This is a genomic window from Streptomyces thermocarboxydus (assembly GCF_024760485.1).
GTDB classification, from domain to species: Bacteria; Actinomycetota; Actinomycetes; order Streptomycetales; family Streptomycetaceae; genus Streptomyces; species Streptomyces cellulosae.
In genome coordinates this window covers 1-15,705 of record NZ_CP058273.1, presented here as the reverse complement: position 1 = coordinate 15,705, position 15,705 = coordinate 1, and the positions used below count along the sequence as shown (strand labels likewise).

Genomic DNA, 15,705 nt, shown 5'->3' with positions numbered 1-15,705 from the left:
CTCGCCCGTCGTCCCCGCGCCCGCGGGGGTAGCTCCTACTCGCTCCGCGCCGTATGCTGCTCTGCCAGACTTGAGGGTGTGCCGAAGAGCCGTGGCTGCCGCACATTGCGTGGCGGCAAAAAGCCAGTCCGCCGTTCGCCAGGCCCTGTGCGGTTGCCGGACCGTGTACTACGGCAGGCCCGAACACGGTGCCTTGAAGACACAGACGTCCTTGCCACGGAGGTGTGGGCGAGTGGCTGCCTGGGCGAGGCGTGGTCGGGCGCAGGGACGATCGAACGCGAACCGGAACTGGTGCCATGTCGTGAGGTGGCGGGACGGGCTTCGACGAAACCGCCCCAGTCCGGCGTTGCCGCCCTCTCCGCGCTTGAGCGAGCCGGCCCGCCGGCCACGCCATGCTGCAGGAGACGATGGAGGTTCTGGCCGCATCGCAGCCGGTGCCGGCGTGGCATGCGGCCGGCCCGAACCGCCCGGTGGGGGCTTGGTGCGCGGTGGACGTGTGGGACAGCGAGCGGGTGCTGTTCATCGACTACGACGGCCCGGTCCCGCACACGCTGATGGCGCATATCGGCGAGGTCGGCGGCACGCTGGTGGACAAGCTGGCGCTGCTTACGCCACATGCGGCCCACGCCTGGGAGGGGATGCGGGGCGAGGACGAAGTGCTGATGCCGCTTGTCGAGCAGGACGCGGCCGAGGTACTCGCCGATCTTGCCGCGGCGCTGCGGTTGACGGACCTGACCTGACCTGGCCTCGCCCCGACGATGAGGAGGTCATCGCCCTGCGGGCACTGGCCTGGGCACACTGCCGCGACCACCTGCCGGACCGGCCCGAGCACCAGCCTTGCACAGGGCGAGCGGGCCCGCGTGCTCGATGCGTTCGAACAGGTGGGCGCCCCCTGCGGCGGAGGAAGCCGGCACCGCCCGGTCGCTGGCCGAGCTGTTCTTGGACTACGCGGGGAACTACCTCAGCCGCGGGCCGCTGTGCTGGAGCCCCGGCCAGATCGCCGTCTTCCTGGGGACTGGCTGCCCCGCAAGACGGTACTCGATCAGGCACACCGCGCTCTTTTGCCCGCTGTCTTCAAGCGATGGGTGACCTTCGCGCTCACCGAACGCGGCGTCCCCACGCCGTGGATCGCTCCCGTCGTCGCCGCGGTGTCCAGGCACGGACCACGCCATCCCCCCCCAGGGGGGGCGGCTCGCGACAACCACCCCACAGCAAGAGCAGGCAGGAAGAAGCAGTAGTGGAACACGGTGATTCCCCCAGGGTGCTGCCCCGCATCGCCCGGCTGGTGGCACGCAGCGGGGACCTCAAGAGCGAACTGGTGGCCTTCGCGCATACTCCGCGCTTCGCCCGGCGGTTGGACGCCCGGCTCGAGGAGGCAGCGGACCAGCTCGGCTTCCTGGATGAGGCGATGGCCGTCCAGACCATCGACCACTTCGTGCTGCAGCACCGGCTGGCGGACGGCTCGAGCGTTCTGGAGCGGTTTGTCGCTCAGCGGCGGCCTCCGCTGGACGAGGACGAGCGGGCGATGCTGCTCGGCTGGCGCGACGTGGTGGAGGCAGTCTTCGAAGTACAGGGCTCTCACGGGGATGCCGTCGTCCTGCACAACCTGCTCGACGACCTCGACTACCAGGTCCACTCCAACCTGGGACGGCGCGCCCTTGGCAAACTGCGCACAGGGATGTTCGTGGCCGGTCGGATCGTGCCCGTCCACCCCGACACCAACGCCTGGCTGGTCAGCGGCAACCTCACCACCTACCCACGCGGCGACGGACCGCAGCTGGCCCAGCTCGCCGTCCAGACGCTCACCGCCCATCCGCAGCTGCTGCGCCGCAATCCCCAGATGCTGGGCAAGGCGTGGGAGATGCAGGCCGAAGCCCGCGCCGACTTCATCGAGGTGTTCGGCACCGACCTGCTCGTCCTGGATGCCGGCGAGGCGCCCGAACGGATGCGGGAGTACCACCGATACCGGCAGGACAAGGCGCTGGCCGGACTCGACGACGAAACCGCCGCCAAGGCGATCAACCCCACGCCCTCTCTCGACGGGCTCAGCAGTCTGCCCGAAGAACTCCGCGACGCGGACACCGTCGCCGTGATCTTCGACGAGACCGAAGGCCTGTGCTACTACGCCGACTTCGGCCACCTTGATGCGCTGTTCACAGATCCCGCCCTGGCCCGTGACCGCACCTGCCTGAGCCGGCTCAGGCACTACCTGAACGACGACTCCGTCGCTCCGATGGTCATCCGCCGACTGGTCCAGCGGCATCCCGACAACGCCGACGCCGTCTTCCGCGAACTCCTGCGCAAGCCCACCTTCGCCTGGGAGCGCGATGGGGAGGAGCTGCTGCGCCGCCGCAAGGCGAAGCACTTCGCCAACGAGCCCTTGCCCAGCATCACCCCGGTCGGCGCCCGCCTCGCGGAACTCCTACGTACGCAAGGGAAGAAGAGGCGATGAAGCTGTCCACCGGCGAACTCGACGCCATGGTCGAAGAGGCGATCGTCGACGCCTACGACGAGCACGAACAGCTCGCCGCCTTCCAGACGGTCATCGAGGACCGCCTGGCCCTGCCGTTCACCACCGTCGTGCTCGGCATCCCCGTGACCGTCACCGCCCTCCAGGACCGGCCCGGCAGCCCCATTGCCGCCTGGTGCAGACAGGGCCGGCACGCTCAGGTGATCGGCATCCTCGACCTACCGCTGCCCGAACCCGCGCCCGAGGGATGGGCCTGGGTGGAGGCATACAGGCACTGGGCATCCTGAGCTGCCTGCGCGCCGGGCCTGACCGCTCGGTGCTGTCGGCTGCCATCAGATCAGGATGCCGCGCTACGCGTCGAGCTCCGGCGGCGCGTCCCACCTGGCCGGGCCACGCCATGTGCAACGACGGCGCGGTGGCCGCACTCAGTGGACGGAACCTCACGGCCGGACAGCCCCTCACCAAGATCTTCATGAGTTTTCCAGCGGGGCGTCCCATGCCGGGACCGTGCTGCTGGGTGTCCGTCAGGTGGTAGGTGATTCCATGCTGTTCGCGACCGGGGGCTGTCCTCCGTCTGGGTGAGGGTCCTCGTCTTCTGGGCGACATCCCTTTAGCGTGGGCGGCAGCTGCCGATTGGGAGGTGCCATGTCGGACGATCCGACGGGGCCGTTGGGTATGGCAATGCGGGAGGTCACGTTCCCGGACAAGTCTCGCGGGATCATTTTGGTGCGGGCGGGAACACCGCAGGACGAGGCCGAGGCAATGGCCGCCCGTGTGTGGGCCGAGATGCCGGAAGATTGACCTGTACGAACGCAGGTAACCCGTATCATTCTCCAGTGCTTTCCTGAGCGTTGACCATGACCGGAACCAGCCGTACGAACCCCACACTGATGCATGGCGCCACCTGTACGCGTCAATTGCCTGGAGCGTTAGGCGCGGTAGCGGTCTCTGCGACGAGGTCGAGGCCACTCAGCGTGGAAGAGGCCGCGCGCCGGAGTTGTGGAGGGGGAGGCTGTAGCCGGTCTCTCCGGCGGATCACACCGTGGCGATGTCGGGGATGACTCTCGTCCTGTTGCCGACCTTGCCGGGTGGGCGGCGGACCTGGTGGAGCCGGTCAAGCCGAGGCTGCGTGGCTGTGCGTCAGCCGGTCCACGGCGTGCTTGGTGTCCAGGAACATGATCACGCGGCCGTCGCGGGCGGCGATCTCGGTGGTGGCGGCATGCTTGTCGGCGCCGTGGACATGGAGTACGTGGTGTTCCATCGCCGTGACGGCGCCGGCCGACGGGTCGACGGAGTGCACGACGGGGTCGGTCAGGTAGCGGCGTACGAGCAGGTCGACGGTGCGGTCGAGGGTGGCGGAGAACAGCATGCGCTGGCCTTCGGGGCGGACCTGGTCGAGAAGGGCGGTGACCTGCGGCATGAAGCCCAAGTCGGCCATCGGGTCGGCCTCGTCGAGGACGGTGACGGAGACCTGGGTCCGCCGGCAGTCGCCACGGTCGACGAGGTCCCTGAGGCGTCCCGGGGTGGCGACGACGACCTCGGCATCACCGCGCAGCGCGTTCGCCTGTCTGCCGATCGACATCCCGCCCACGACGGTGGCCAGACGCAGCTTCACGGAGCGGGCGTACGACGTGAGCGCATCGGTGACCTGCTGCGCCAGTTCACGCGTCGGTACGAGGATCAGCCCCAGCGGTTGCCTGGGCTCGGCGCGCCGCCCGGCGGTGCGGGCGAGCAGGGCCAGCCCGAAGGCGAGGGTCTTGCCGGAACCGGTGCGGCCCCGGCCGAGGACGTCGCGGCCGGCGAGGGAGTTCGGCAGGATCGCGGCCTGGATTGGGAACGGCGCGGTCACACCCTGCTTGCCGAGCGCGGCCAGCAGTTCCCCGGGCGTGTCGTGTGAGTGGTAGACGAGGGCGCGGTTGTGGTCCTGGGGTTGCTCGTCGTGCTGCGATGTGTGGACGCCTGGTTAGATCCCGGGTCCGTAGCCGGGGTTTGGCTGTCGGTGGGGGGTCCACCACTCGGTGAGCCCCCACACCGCGAGCGCGAGCGTGGCCAAGGCTACGAGTGCCGCGAGCCAGGGGCGGTGTATCCATCTGGTGGTCAACGCCCAGGCGATGAGCGGAACCAGTGCGCCGCCGAGCACGATGAGCGGCAGATCGATGAAGAGTACGCTCAGATCGCGGGCATGGCCCTCGAACCCTCCGTCGATACTGACCGCGGCGCGCGGTGCCCAGACGAGCGGCGCGGCTGTCGCACCGAGGCCGGCGAGTAGGCATCCGGCACCGCCCTCGGTCTTCGGGTTCATACCCGTGGCCCGTTCCGCGGTTTGCTCGCCCATGCCCGTGATAGACGCGGCGGCGTGGTGCACGGTTCCGACAGAGCGGCCGCGTGTCGTAACAGCGAACGTTTGGCCTGTTGTGATGTGACGCGCCGTCCGGGTGCTGTACCGGGTCGCAGGGGGCGGCCACTCTGCGCTGATGGCGATACGCGTACAGGCCCGGGAGATCGACGATGCCGAGGGCCGGCGGCTGCAGGATCATCCGCGGGGGCACTGGATCGGTGGTGACCTGGCGGCGGGCCCAGATGGTACTGCTGTCCGCGCAGGGCATGCCGGTGGCGAAGATCGCCGAGGTGACCTTCACCAGCTCCGACCGGGTTCGCGATGTGATCCACAACTTCAACGCAGACGGCTTCGACTCGCTCTACCCGAAATGCAAGGGCGGTCGGCCGAAGACGTTCACCCTGCCCGAGCGCCTCGAGATCTAAAGGGTGTTGCACAAGACTGTGAACTGGGCATCTCCGGTGTATGGCTGGGGTGTTGAGGGCTGAACGCGTGTGGGTGGAGACGTTCACGGGGCTGCGGTTGGAGCAGTTCGAGCGGCTGCTGAAGGCGGTCCGTGACCGCGGTGGCAACGGGACTCTGCGGGGCCGACCGTGGTGTCTTCCGCTGGCCGAACGGGTCTTGGTGGTGGCCGTGTACTACCGCACGAATCTGACCATGCGGCAGCTCGGGCCGCTGTTCGGGATCTCGTCCTCGACGGTGTGCCGGGTGATCCAGCGGCTCGGTCCGCTGCTCGCACTGGAGCCCGTCTCCCGACCAGGCGATGCGGCCGACCGGTTGTGGATCGTGGACGGCACCCTCATCCCGGTCCGCGACCGGAAGGTCGGCTCCTCGTCACGCAACTACCGGTTTCTCGGCAAACGTGCAGGTCATCGTGGACGCCGACACCCGCCTGGTGATCGCCGCGGCCCGACCGGTGCCTGGCACCACCGCGGACGCGCACGCCTGGCGTGCCTCCGGCCTGGCCGGGCACTGCCAGGACGTGACCGTCCTGGCAGGACGGCGCCTACCTCAACTGCGGCATGGTCACCCCGCACCGCAAACGCCCCCGACGCGAGCTGCTGCCGGGCGAGGAAGACGACAACGCGGCGCACCGCAAGGTGCGTGCAAGGGTGGAGCATGTGATCGGCCGGATGAAGAACTACAAGATCCTCCGCGACTGCCGGCAATACGGCGACGGCCTCAACCACGCCGTCCAGGCCGTTGCCCACATGCACAACCTCGCCCTCGCATCATGACCAGAGGACCGTCTCCACCCGGCCCTGGCCTGCCCAAACACAGTCTTGTGCAACACCCTTTAAGGGCTGTCCCGCAATCGCTCGAGAGCTCGTGGCCCGGTCATCCTGCAGGTTGGCAGCGAGGCTGTGGGAACAGTTGAATGCTTTCGTGACGGACTGGACGCAGGTGGTCGATGCTCACGGGGCGGTTGGGCGAGTGCCACTGCTCCTGGATCAGGTGGAGCGAGAGGAAGTTCCGGAGGCGTGGGACGAGCTGTGGGACCGTCTCTGCCTCCATGGTGAGACGGTCTCCGCGGCGAGCTTCGCAGCTCTCCCGCGCTTGGCGGCTCTAGCTCCCGCGTGTACCCAGGCACTCGAATTGGCCAGTGCCATCGTGCGTGGCACGTTGCGGCACCCTGACGGTGAAGCTCTGCTCGCGGGCTGTCCGAACGAGGTCGACCGGTTGCGGGAACTCGTGGACCAGAGGCTTCGGACGCGTCCGGCCGACTACAACCGGCTTTTCGGTGATCTGCTTGCCCTTGCAGGGCAGTACCACTGGAGCGCCTCCTTGGGGGACTTCGCCGATGACTTCTATGCCGTGTCCTGCCCCGACTGCGAAGCGGAGGTGACCATCGCCGTCGGCGACTACGGCTGCTACGCGGCCATTCGAGACTGGGATCAGGGCGACATAGAGCGGCGGTCGCTGCGGCCCGCCCCGGCCGAGGAGCTTCGCGACCCGGGCCGATGGATGCACGCCACAGCCGGCCGGGACGGGCAGCAGCGGCTCGCCGAGGGGATCAGATACGTCTTTGGCCGGGCAGAGTGTCCGGCTTGCGCCAGTGTGTTCAACATTGCGGAAGCGCACACGACCGCGAACCTTCCACCGGCCCTTGAAACGTACTGAACAGGGAGAGACGCCCCGGCCACTTGCGATGATCTTGAGATGGCTGGCGTCATCACGGCTTCGGATCCCGCGTGGATACCCCTGTTCAGCGGGTCGAGCCCAAGGCAATTCGGCAAGCTGATCACCGCGCTCCGGCGCGAGGGCGCCGACCCGGCCCGCAGGGGCCGGCCGTGGGGCCTGCCGCTGGAGGACCGGGTGCTGCTGGTCGCCGCCTACTGGGTCATGTCCCTTGTCGTGGTGTAGGCGATCAGTCGTTTGATGTGGCGGGCAGGACGACTGTGTCGTCGGGGTAGAGGGCGTCCATGCTTTCGTTGGAGAGGTAGCGGCGGGGGAAGGCGATCCATTCGTCGTGGAGTTCGGCGAGGACTGCGGTGGCCAGGCGGAGGACTGCGGGTGGGTTCGGGAAGACCTGGACGACGTCGGTGCGGTGTTTGATTTCCCGGTTCAGCCGCTCGAGCGGGTTCGTGGACTGGATCTTCTTCCAGTGCTGGTGGGGGAAGTCCGCGAAGGCGGTCAGGTCCTCCTTGGCCTCCAGCAGTATCTCTCTGGCCTTCGGGAACTGTCGGCCGAGCATGTCGGCGACGGTGTCGAGATGGGTGCGGACCGCGTCCGCGGTGGGCTGGGCGAAGACCGTGCGGATCGTCGCTGCGACCATCTCCGCCGAGCCTTTCGGGATCACGGCGAAGACGTTACGGACGAAGTGGACCCGGCAGCGCTGCCAGGCGGCGCCGAGCATGACCTTGCGGATCGCTTTGACCAGGCCGCTGTGGCTGTCGGAGATGACCAGGCGGACTCCGCTCAGGCCGCGTTCGCGCAGGTGGCGCAGGAACTGGCTCCAGAAGGCTTCGGTCTCGCTGTCGCCGACCATGACGCCGACGACTTCGCGGCCGCCGTCCTGGGTGACTCCGGTGGCGATGACGACGGCCTGGGAGACGATGCGGTGGTCGACGCGGGCCTTGACGTAGGTGGCGTCGAGGAACAGGTAGGGGAACCGGATGTGGTCCAGCGGCCGGGTGCGGAAGGCGGCCAGCTGTTCGTCCAGGTCCGCGCAGATCCGGGACACCTCGCTCTTGGATATCCCGGTGTCGGAGCCGAGGGCTTTGACCAGGTCGTCGACCGAGCGGGTGGAGACGCCGTGGACGTATGCCTCCATGATGACCGCGTAGAGGGCCTGGTCGATGCGCCGCCGGCGCTCCAGGAGGCTGGGGAAGAAACTGCCGGTCCGCAGTTTCGGGATGGCGAGTTCCAGGTCACCGGCCTGCGTGGTTACCGTCTTCTCCCGGTGCCCGTTGCGCCAGGTGGTGCGGGTGTCGGTGTGTTCGCCCCACTCGGCGCCGATCTTCGTGGTGGCCTCGGCCTCGATCAGTTCCTGCAGCAGCCGCTCGGCCACCTCCCGGACCAGTTCAAGACCATCCGCCGAACGTAGTGACTCAAGCAGGCGAAGTAGGTCATGCTGGGACAAGGCCACCGTGCACCCCCTGGGGTCGAACTGCCCGTTCACTCCGGACAGTTGCACGGTGGCCTGCCAGTTGAGCAGGGAGCAGACACCGGCAGACGGTGCACCCCAGGGAGCAGAACCCGCGCACTCAACCGCGAAGATCCCCTACACCACACAGCGGGACGCCATCGCCTACTGGCGCACCAACCTCACCCTGCGCCAACTGGCACCGCTGTTCGGGGTGTCCAAGTCCGCGGCCGACCGCATCATCGACCACCTCGGACCAGCGCTCGCACCCCAGCAGCGCAAGCGGTTCCGCACGGACACCGTCCTGATCGTGGACGGCACCCTGGTCCCCACCCGCGACCACAGCATCGCCGAGCAGTCCAAGAACTACCGGTACTCCACCAACCACCAGGTCGTCATCGACGCCGACACTCGGCTCGTCGTCGCCGTCGGCCGGCCGCTGCCCGGCAACCGCAACGACTGCAAGGCGTGGGAGCTGTCCGGCGCCAAGGCCGCCGTCGGCCGCGCCACGGTGATCGCCGACGGCGGCTACAGAGGCACCGGCCTGATCATCCCGCACCGCCGCGCACCCGGCCAGGCTGGCCTTCCGGCCTGGAAAGAGGAGCACAACCGCTCACACCGCAAGGTCCGCGCCCGCATCGAGCACGCCTTCGCCCGCATGAAGACCTGGAAGATCCTCCGCGACTGCCGCCTCAAAGGCGACGGCGTCCACTACGCCATGCTCGGCATCGCCCGCCTCCACAACCTCACCCTCGCCGGGTGACCGGGGAACGACGCTGGTCAACCAGCATGCCGTAGATCATTTACGGGACAACGCTTAGAAGATCGCCAAGTTCGAACCAGTCGAGCACGACCTGCCGTTTTCCACCTGGAGTCTGTCCAAGCTGGCGGATGTCCTGGTCGCAGAGGGGGGTGGTCGACGACATCAGCCGCGAGGGCCTGCGCATCCTGCTCCACGAGGAAGGCGTCTCCTTTCAACGCTTGAAGACCTGGAAGGCCTCCCGCGACCCCGACTATGCGGCCAGAAGGCCCGCGTCGAACACCTCTGCGCGATCGCCGACGGCGAGGTCATGCCCGGGGAGGGCGAGCCCGAAGTCATCTTGTGCATGGACGAGTCCGGGCCGCTCAACCTGATGCCGCTCCCTGGACGGCAGTGGGCCGAACGTGGCGGCAGGCACAAGGATCAAGGCCGTGAACCCCGCCGTAGACGCCGGGCCACCTAAACCGCTACGGCGGCGTGCGACACCTGTTCGGCGCCCTGGACCTGGCCAAGGACAAGCTCTACGGCCACATCAAGCTCATCAAGCGGCGCACCTAGTCCCTGGAGTTCTGCCGTTACCTGCGCACGCTCTGCCCTCCGACCGTGCGGATGGCGATCGTATGCGGCAACTTCTCCCCGCGCCTGACCACGAAGAAGTGCCAACGGGTGGGCGCCTGGGCGGCGGCAAACAATGTCGAGATCGAGATCGCCTACACACCGTCGAACTCCTCCTGGCTCGACCGCATCGAGGCCCAGTTCGCCGCGCTGCGCTACTTCACCCTCGACAGCACCGACCACGCCACCCACAAAGAGCAGGGCAGCATGCGGGTGGCGGCACGCCTGGGGCTCGGCGGGTCCGAGGTCGGTCTGCTGCCGCACGTGGACGTCGTGCGTCCGGCTGTTTTGGTGGGCCGGTGAGGCTGCCGTTTTCGCTGGTGGACGGTGCGGCCGGGACGTGGTGGTCGAGGTCGGCGGTGGTGACGAAGGAGCCGGGCCCTTGGGCGCTGGCCCGCTGGTAGGGCACGGCTTTCGGCCCTGGTCTGTTTTTGCCGGCGGTGGTGATGTGGCGGCTGTCGGCGCTCAGCGACGGCGGTGTGCTGCAGATGATCGCGCAGTGGGTGAACTGGCTGCCGCCCCGAGCGTGCTTCGTGGATACGGATGTGGACGAAGTCCGTCCACGGCTGTGGCCAGGTGAGGTATGGCTGTTTCCGCTGATCGCGGGCCGGCTGTAGGTCTGGTGGTGTGTGGCTTGTCCGGCAGCGTGGGTGGGCTGGTTGCGGATGTATGCGTGCCTGTACGTGTCGGTGCCGCCGGGTACGAGGTGTGTCGCCGATGACGCAAAGGCGTTGTGGCGGCCGTCGGTGGTGATCGGGGCCCTGAGGGAGTCGCCGTCGGCCTGGGTGCCGTCGGTCGCGACACTGATGGTCTCGGTTCCGGCTCCGTTGACTGGGTGCCGGCTGCCGCTGCTGCGGGTTGTGCGGTGGTGGCAGGGGTCGCCTGGGAGAGGGCCGTGACCGTGCAGACGGCGTCCGTCGTGCTTCGGGCGGGCCCGCGCGTCTGACGGTTGCCCGGTTCGTACGGGCGCTCATGTTCCCCCCGGACTGTCGTCCTGCCCCCGGTACCCCACCGGGGGCCACCCGCATGTGACCGTCACGGCGTTGCGGGGCCGATGGGGCGATGCGTCACATGACGTGCTCTGGGGAGGTGTTCGGTCAGCGGAGGCTTTGTGGGTGCTGTAGGCCTGCGAGGGTGGCAAGGATTTCCGGGGTGCATGCATGGGGCTCTGTCGGCGTTTCCTTCTGGGGTGTGTGCCGGGCGGGGCCTGCGGGGTTCGTGGTCAGCCGGTGGTGGTGAAGCGTGTGGTGATGGCGGTTTCGATGGCTGTGGTGTCGGGGTTGTCTGCTGCCCATGCTGCGTGTCCGTCGGGGCGGACGAGGATGGTGGTGCGCTGGTCGTCTGCCCAGTGTTCGACGGCGGGGAAGGCGCCCGGCTTGTCGTCCGCGGGGATGTGGGGGAGTGGGGTGGCGGGTGGGGTGATGAGGACGAAGTGGCCGCCGCGGAGGGTTTCGTAGAGGCGTCGGCCGCTGTTGAGGGTGGTGTCGGGGATGCGGGTGCCGGTGAGGGGGTGGGCGCCGCGGGGGGCGGGGTAGCGGTGGCCGATGCCGGTGATCTGGGCGAGGACCTTGGCGCGGGCGGGCGGGGCGGTGTTGACGAGGGCGGTGACCGCGGCGCGCAGCGCGCGCAGGGCGGGGTGGTGGGCGCGGGCGAGGCGGACGAGTCCGCCGCTGCTGCGCAGGACGGCTTTGCCGACGGGGTGGCGTTCGCTGTGGTAGGTGTCCAGGAGGGCGTCGGGGGCCTGGTGGTTGAGGACGGCGGCGAGTTTCCAGCTGAGGTTGGCGGCGTCCTGCAGGCCGGTGTTCATGCCTTGTCCGCCGGCGGGGGAGTGGATGTGGGCGGCGTCGCCGGCGAGGAAGACGCGGCCGACCCGGTATTGGGGGGCTTGGCGTTCGTCGCTGTGGAAGCGGGAGAGCCAGCGGGCGTCGTGCATGCCGTAGTCGGTGCCCAGAGCGCGGCGGGTGACGTCCCTGACCTCGTCGAGGTCGAGGGGATGGTCGTCGGGAACCTCGTTGCGGCGGTTGAAGCCCATGACGCGGTACCAGCCGTCGCCGAAGGAGGCGATCATCGCGAAGACGTCACCGGCCCCGTCGACGGTCAGGACGCTGTCGGGCTTCTCGGCGAGGCGGACGTCGGCGAGGAAGAGGGAGGTGATGACGGAGACGCCGGGGAAGGGCTGGCCGGTGGCGCGGCGTACGGCGCTCTTGTGGCCGTCGGTGCCGACGACGTAGGCGGCCCGGTGGGTGGCCGTCGTTCCGTCGCCGGTGCGGACGTCGAGGGTGACGCCGCGGGTGTCCTGGCGCAGGGCGAGGAGTTCGCTCTCGTACTCAAAGCGGACGCCGAGCCGGCGGGCGCGCTGCTCCAGGATGCGTTCGACCTCGTACTGGGGGGTGATCAGAAGGAAGGGGAAGCGGGAGGGCAGCGTGCTCAGGTCGAGGGTCAGGCGGCGGAAGAGCCGCAGCCGGGTGATGGTGGCGCCGGTGGCGAGGAGGTCGTCGGCGAGGCCGCGGGCGTCGAGCTGCTCCAGGGTGCGCGCGTGGACGCCGAACGCCCGGGAGAGGTTGCTGACCTGGTGGGGGCGCTTCTCGAGCAGGGTGACGGGGACGCCGGCCTCGGCGAGGTCGCCGGCGAGGAGGAGGCCGGTGGGGCCGGCGCCGACGACGATCACGGGGCGCGTGGAGCCGGCGGCGGGGCCGCCGGCCGTGCCGGTGCTGGTGCCGTTCATGGTGACCTCCCAGTCGACGACGAGCGTGGGCCAACAAGCGTTGGTCAACATCCGTTGGCAACGATAGGCGGGCGTCGCCACCCGGTCAACACTTGTTGGCCAACGTCTGTTGGCCTACGATCGTTGGTATGAGTGAGAGCACGTCCGCCCCCGCCCCCGCTGGCTCCGCCCCTGCCCGCCGCTCGGACGCCACCCGCCGGGCGATCCTGGAGGCGGCCCGTGAGCGGTTCGCCGCCGACGGCTACGAGCGCGCCACCATCCGCGCCATCGCCCAGCAGGCGAAGATCGACCCCTCCATGGTCATGCGCTACTACGGCAACAAGGAGGGCCTGTTCGCGGCGGCCGTCGCGATCGACCTGAAACTGCCGGACCCGGCTTCGCTGCCCCGCGAGGAGGCGGGCCGGGCGCTGGTGACGCACTTCCTGGCGATGTGGGAGGACAACGAGGTGCTCACCGCGCTGCTGAGGGTGGGGGTGACCAACGACGCCGGCGCCGAGCGCATGCGCGGCATCTTCAGCGACCAGCTCCTCCCGCTGGCCCGCCGTATCTGCCCCGACCCCGAACAGGCCCCGGCGCGCGCCGCGCTGGTGTCCTCGCAGCTGCTGGGCCTGGCCCTCACCCGCTACGTCCTGCGCTTCGCGCCCGCCGTGGACCTGCACCCGGAGGAGATCACCGCCTGGCTGGCGCCGGCCGTGCAGCACTACCTCACCGCGCCGCACCCCGGGGTGTGACCGGTCCTCCGGCCCGGCGGTGGCACGGCCCTCCGGCGGCCCGGCTTGGTGACGGTCCGTTCGGACTACGTCACGGCATCGCACCCAGGGGTGTGACCGGCCCCGCTCGAACGCCTTCCGGTTCGGCGGCTCTCCGGCCAGGAGGCTCTCCGGCCTGGCGGCGCCCGGTTCCGGCGGCGGCCTGGCCGGCCTGCGGCGATCCGTTCCGGCGCGGGGGCGGTCAGGCGTGGCGCGGGGGCGGTCAGGGCCTGGCGGCTCTCCGGCCTGATGGGCGCCGGCCCCGTCCGTCCTGGGATGGGCGCTGCCGCCGGTAGTGGCGTGCCGCGCGGGCCCGGTTCCCGCAGGACAGCCCGCACCATTCCTGCGCCCGCGCTGTTTGGCACATAGCACACAGCGGGGGCGCGGAGCAGGCTCGCAGCCAGCTGCGGTGCGGGCGGTTGAGGAAGTCGATGGCGGCGCGGGCGAGGCAGGCCACGCCGCGGACGGCCGGGCCGCTCTGTGTGGACACCAGGCGGACCACGGGGGGTGCCGTCCGGTGGCCGCTCCATCCGCGGCACCACTGTTTCCCCGGCGGCAGCGTTGAGACGCGCCAGCGCCGGGCCGGCCGGCATCAGCCGGCGGGCGTCCGCGAAGCTGGGCTGACCGCTCGGGCGAAGAGCGCACGCACGGCCCGCAGCTCGACGAGCTCGAGCCCGAAGTCCTCATCCACGGTGGTGTCTTCGGCCGCGACATGCCCCTGGACCGCCGGCTGCGCCGCACCCGCCGGCCGGCAGGTACGCCCGGGCCGTCACCTTCGCCGGAGCGCCGAACCGCGGTGGGTGGAACCTGTGCCGGGACCACGCCCTCGCGGTGTGGCGGCCCACCCGAGTTGGTCCCGCTAAGACCACTCCGGGGGGAGGTGGTGGCGTGACCACGAGGAGCCGCCGATGGTGGTGGACGGCGATCGCGGCGACGGCGGTCCTGTTGGCCGGCGGTGGCAGCGAGGAGGAGGGCGGCGGCGCCTGGGCGGCTGTGCTCACGATGGGGCAGGTGCGGCAGGTGGTTCCGGGCGCTGCGTCCATGGACGGGTGGAAGGAAGCCGGCAAGCCCAATGCCGCAGAGATGGACGACTTGCAGCGTCAATGGGCCTGCCTCATGAAGGGGAGAGTGGGCTGCGAGGGCTCGCGCTACTTCAGTGCCTCAGCCTTCGAGCAGGAAGGCACCGCCGCGAGGGTCGACTGTCTGGTCATCGCCTACGACGACGAGCAGCTCGCCGATGCGGCCTATGACGTGCTGGGGGACGGCCACTACCGCAAGAGGGGGGGGCAGAGGGCGAAAGCAATTCGACCTCGGTCCCCTCGGTGACGAGCGCGACGCCCGATGGGGTGGCTCAAAATACGACAGCGTCGCCCCCGGAGCTGTCACCCAGACCCGGGCCGGCACGACGCTGCTGTGGGTCTTTGCCAGCGGAAATCATCAAAGAGACATCGACCGAGGCGGCGTCCGCGACTTCACCGAGCTCCTGGCGGAGCGCTCCCGGCAGGCACAAAACGGCGACACCCCCACCGCCGCACTCGGCGACTGAACGGATCCACGCACGTGCAGGCGTGGTGCCCGGCCCCGTGCGCCGGGCACCACAACCGTTCTCACTCCAGCCCCCACCCGGATCGCCTGCATCACGGCGGTGAAGCGACCGGAGCGTTGTCTGCTGGCCTGCGCACCGCGACCTTCTTGCCGATGACCACCCACTTCGCTGAGCAGGAGCTCGGTGGGGAGACGCGGGCAAGCGCCTCGGTCGTAACAGAGGCTGTGGTCGGCAGTAGCGCGGGTCCTGGAGAGGTCCTGGTGTGCTCGCCGCCACGACGGCCGCGAGCATCGTCTTCGTGCTCAGACCAACGACGCGAGATGTGCTCTGAGACTGCGCCTGCGGCACGACCACCGGTTCGGGCGATAGGCCGGCCCGGTCCGGCGGCGGTGCCGAGGGCCGCGGTTCTTCCCCAACCGCGTCCGTTCGTTGTCCCGACACAATGGAAGCCCTGTTTCGCTGCCGGCGCCCGCTGTTCCGGCACAGCGGAAGGATCCCTGGTGGACAACGTCGACATGATGGGCGGGAAGAGCGTCGATCTGATCCGGCGGACGTGACCGGCGCGCCCTGCTCGCGAGGGCAGCCCGGAAGGCAAGCTTGCGACCTGGGCTTAGATCAGCGTGCAGCAGCCTCCCCGCCCAGTGCCGCGTGTCGTCCGTGTCCGCCGAGGGCCAGTCGATCAGCTACGAGGCGGCCCCCGGCGGCGCGACAGGCGGGCGCACTGCCCACGCTGCACTCACCGGGCACCTACCGACGTCGGCCGTGGCGGCCTCTACCGACGGCGGCCGCGTCGCCGTGGCCGTACGGTGGCCGCCACCGCTTCACCCGCTGGTAGAGCGAGAGAGGACTCAGCGACGTGGCGGTTCTCCCTCCGGGCCGGGAGTTGATGGTGTAAGTGCTCGATCACTCATGGGAA

At 69.5% G+C, this 15,705-nt stretch carries 10 protein-coding genes and 6 pseudogenes; 12 read left to right on the top strand and 4 right to left on the bottom strand.

The genetic code is table 11. The features are described 5' to 3' along the window. Nucleotides 1–392 precede the first annotated feature (392 nt). The 4 genes from AY578_RS00080 (at nt 393) to AY578_RS00065 (ending at nt 3,271) form a co-directional block, all read left to right on the top strand. The gene (locus AY578_RS00080) at nt 393–740 is read left to right on the top strand and encodes a hypothetical protein (protein ID WP_028958946.1); all 348 of its coding nucleotides are present in this window, start codon (nt 393–395) and stop codon (nt 738–740) included. Nucleotides 741–1,237: 497 nt separating this feature from the next. After that, nucleotides 1,238–2,452 (top strand): hypothetical protein, encoded by a 1,215-nt coding sequence (locus AY578_RS00075; protein ID WP_258901491.1) that lies wholly within the window; start codon nt 1,238–1,240, stop codon nt 2,450–2,452. Continuing rightward, the gene (locus tag AY578_RS00070; RefSeq protein ID WP_258901490.1) at nt 2,449–2,757 is read left to right on the top strand and encodes a calcium-binding protein; all 309 of its coding nucleotides are present in this window, start codon (nt 2,449–2,451) and stop codon (nt 2,755–2,757) included. Before AY578_RS00075 ends, AY578_RS00070 begins: the two co-directional genes overlap by 4 nt. Before the next feature lie 358 nt (nt 2,758–3,115). Beyond that, nucleotides 3,116–3,271 (top strand): hypothetical protein, encoded by a 156-nt coding sequence (locus tag AY578_RS00065; RefSeq protein ID WP_258901489.1) that lies wholly within the window; start codon nt 3,116–3,118, stop codon nt 3,269–3,271. Between the two features lie 337 nt (nt 3,272–3,608). Here the strand turns inward: AY578_RS00065 and AY578_RS00060 are convergent. Both AY578_RS00060 and AY578_RS00055 read right to left on the bottom strand, forming a co-directional pair. Beyond that, a pseudogene (locus tag AY578_RS00060) lies at nt 3,609–4,361 on the bottom strand (DEAD/DEAH box helicase); the annotation flags it as partial. A 72-nt stretch (nt 4,362–4,433) separates the two neighbouring features. Then, on the bottom strand, nt 4,434–4,805 hold the full coding sequence (locus AY578_RS00055; RefSeq protein WP_205526464.1) for a hypothetical protein: 372 nt from the start codon (nt 4,803–4,805) through the stop codon (nt 4,434–4,436). A 139-nt stretch (nt 4,806–4,944) separates the two neighbouring features. Here AY578_RS00055 and AY578_RS33775 point away from each other — a divergent pair. The 4 genes and pseudogenes from AY578_RS33775 to AY578_RS00035 all read left to right on the top strand — a co-directional run. Further along, nucleotides 4,945–5,230, top strand: a pseudogene (locus tag AY578_RS33775) (helix-turn-helix domain-containing protein); the annotation flags it as partial. 43 nt (nt 5,231–5,273) lie between these two features. After that, a pseudogene (locus AY578_RS00045) lies at nt 5,274–6,046 on the top strand (transposase family protein). Between the two features lie 148 nt (nt 6,047–6,194). Further along, nucleotides 6,195–6,929 carry a hypothetical protein gene (locus AY578_RS00040; protein ID WP_210637611.1) on the top strand — a complete coding sequence of 245 codons (735 nt, stop codon included), beginning with the start codon at nt 6,195–6,197 and terminating at the stop codon, nt 6,927–6,929. A gap of 39 nt (nt 6,930–6,968) precedes the next feature. Beyond that, nucleotides 6,969–7,166, top strand: a pseudogene (locus AY578_RS00035) (IS5/IS1182 family transposase); the annotation flags it as partial. Nucleotides 7,167–7,176: 10 nt separating this feature from the next. On the opposite strand, the gene AY578_RS00030 reads toward AY578_RS00035, so the two are convergent. Then, a complete protein-coding gene (locus AY578_RS00030; RefSeq protein WP_258901487.1) occupies nt 7,177–8,397 on the bottom strand; it encodes an IS256 family transposase in 1,221 nt (406 codons plus the stop codon). Between the two features lie 160 nt (nt 8,398–8,557). On the opposite strand from AY578_RS00030, the pseudogene AY578_RS00025 reads away from it, so the two are divergent. Beyond that, a pseudogene (locus AY578_RS00025) lies at nt 8,558–9,157 on the top strand (transposase); the annotation flags it as partial. 58 nt (nt 9,158–9,215) lie between these two features. Further along, nucleotides 9,216–9,979 (top strand): annotated as a pseudogene (locus AY578_RS33770) (transposase); the annotation flags it as partial. A 1,012-nt stretch (nt 9,980–10,991) separates the two neighbouring features. Here AY578_RS33770 and AY578_RS00015 read toward each other — a convergent pair. Continuing rightward, on the bottom strand, nt 10,992–12,494 hold the full coding sequence (locus AY578_RS00015) for an FAD-dependent monooxygenase (RefSeq protein ID WP_258907150.1): 1,503 nt from the start codon (nt 12,492–12,494) through the stop codon (nt 10,992–10,994). A gap of 128 nt (nt 12,495–12,622) precedes the next feature. Here AY578_RS00015 and AY578_RS00010 point away from each other — a divergent pair, with 128 nt between their 5' ends. Together AY578_RS00010 and AY578_RS00005 are read left to right on the top strand one after the other, a co-directional pair. Further along, complete coding sequence (locus AY578_RS00010) at nt 12,623–13,225, top strand: TetR/AcrR family transcriptional regulator (protein ID WP_019527728.1); 603 nt, start codon at nt 12,623–12,625, stop codon at nt 13,223–13,225. 906 nt (nt 13,226–14,131) lie between these two features. Then, nucleotides 14,132–14,569, top strand: a complete 438-nt coding sequence (locus tag AY578_RS00005; RefSeq protein ID WP_106959495.1) for a hypothetical protein — start codon at nt 14,132–14,134, stop codon at nt 14,567–14,569. The last annotated feature ends 1,136 nt before the right edge of the window (nt 14,570–15,705 follow it).

Excerpts from the sequence above, each read along its gene's own strand:
- AY578_RS00070 (WP_258901490.1), top strand. The coding sequence starts at position 2,449 with ATGAAGCTGTCCACCGGCGAACTCGACGCCATGGTCGAAGAGGCGATC.
- AY578_RS00010 (WP_019527728.1), top strand. The coding sequence starts at position 12,623 with ATGAGTGAGAGCACGTCCGCCCCCGCCCCCGCTGGCTCCGCCCCTGCC.
- AY578_RS00065 (WP_258901489.1), top strand. The coding sequence starts at position 3,116 with ATGTCGGACGATCCGACGGGGCCGTTGGGTATGGCAATGCGGGAGGTC.
- AY578_RS00015 (WP_258907150.1), bottom strand. The coding sequence starts at position 12,494 with ATGAACGGCACCAGCACCGGCACGGCCGGCGGCCCCGCCGCCGGCTCC.
- AY578_RS00080 (WP_028958946.1), top strand. The coding sequence starts at position 393 with ATGCTGCAGGAGACGATGGAGGTTCTGGCCGCATCGCAGCCGGTGCCG.
- AY578_RS00055 (WP_205526464.1), bottom strand. The coding sequence starts at position 4,805 with ATGGGCGAGCAAACCGCGGAACGGGCCACGGGTATGAACCCGAAGACC.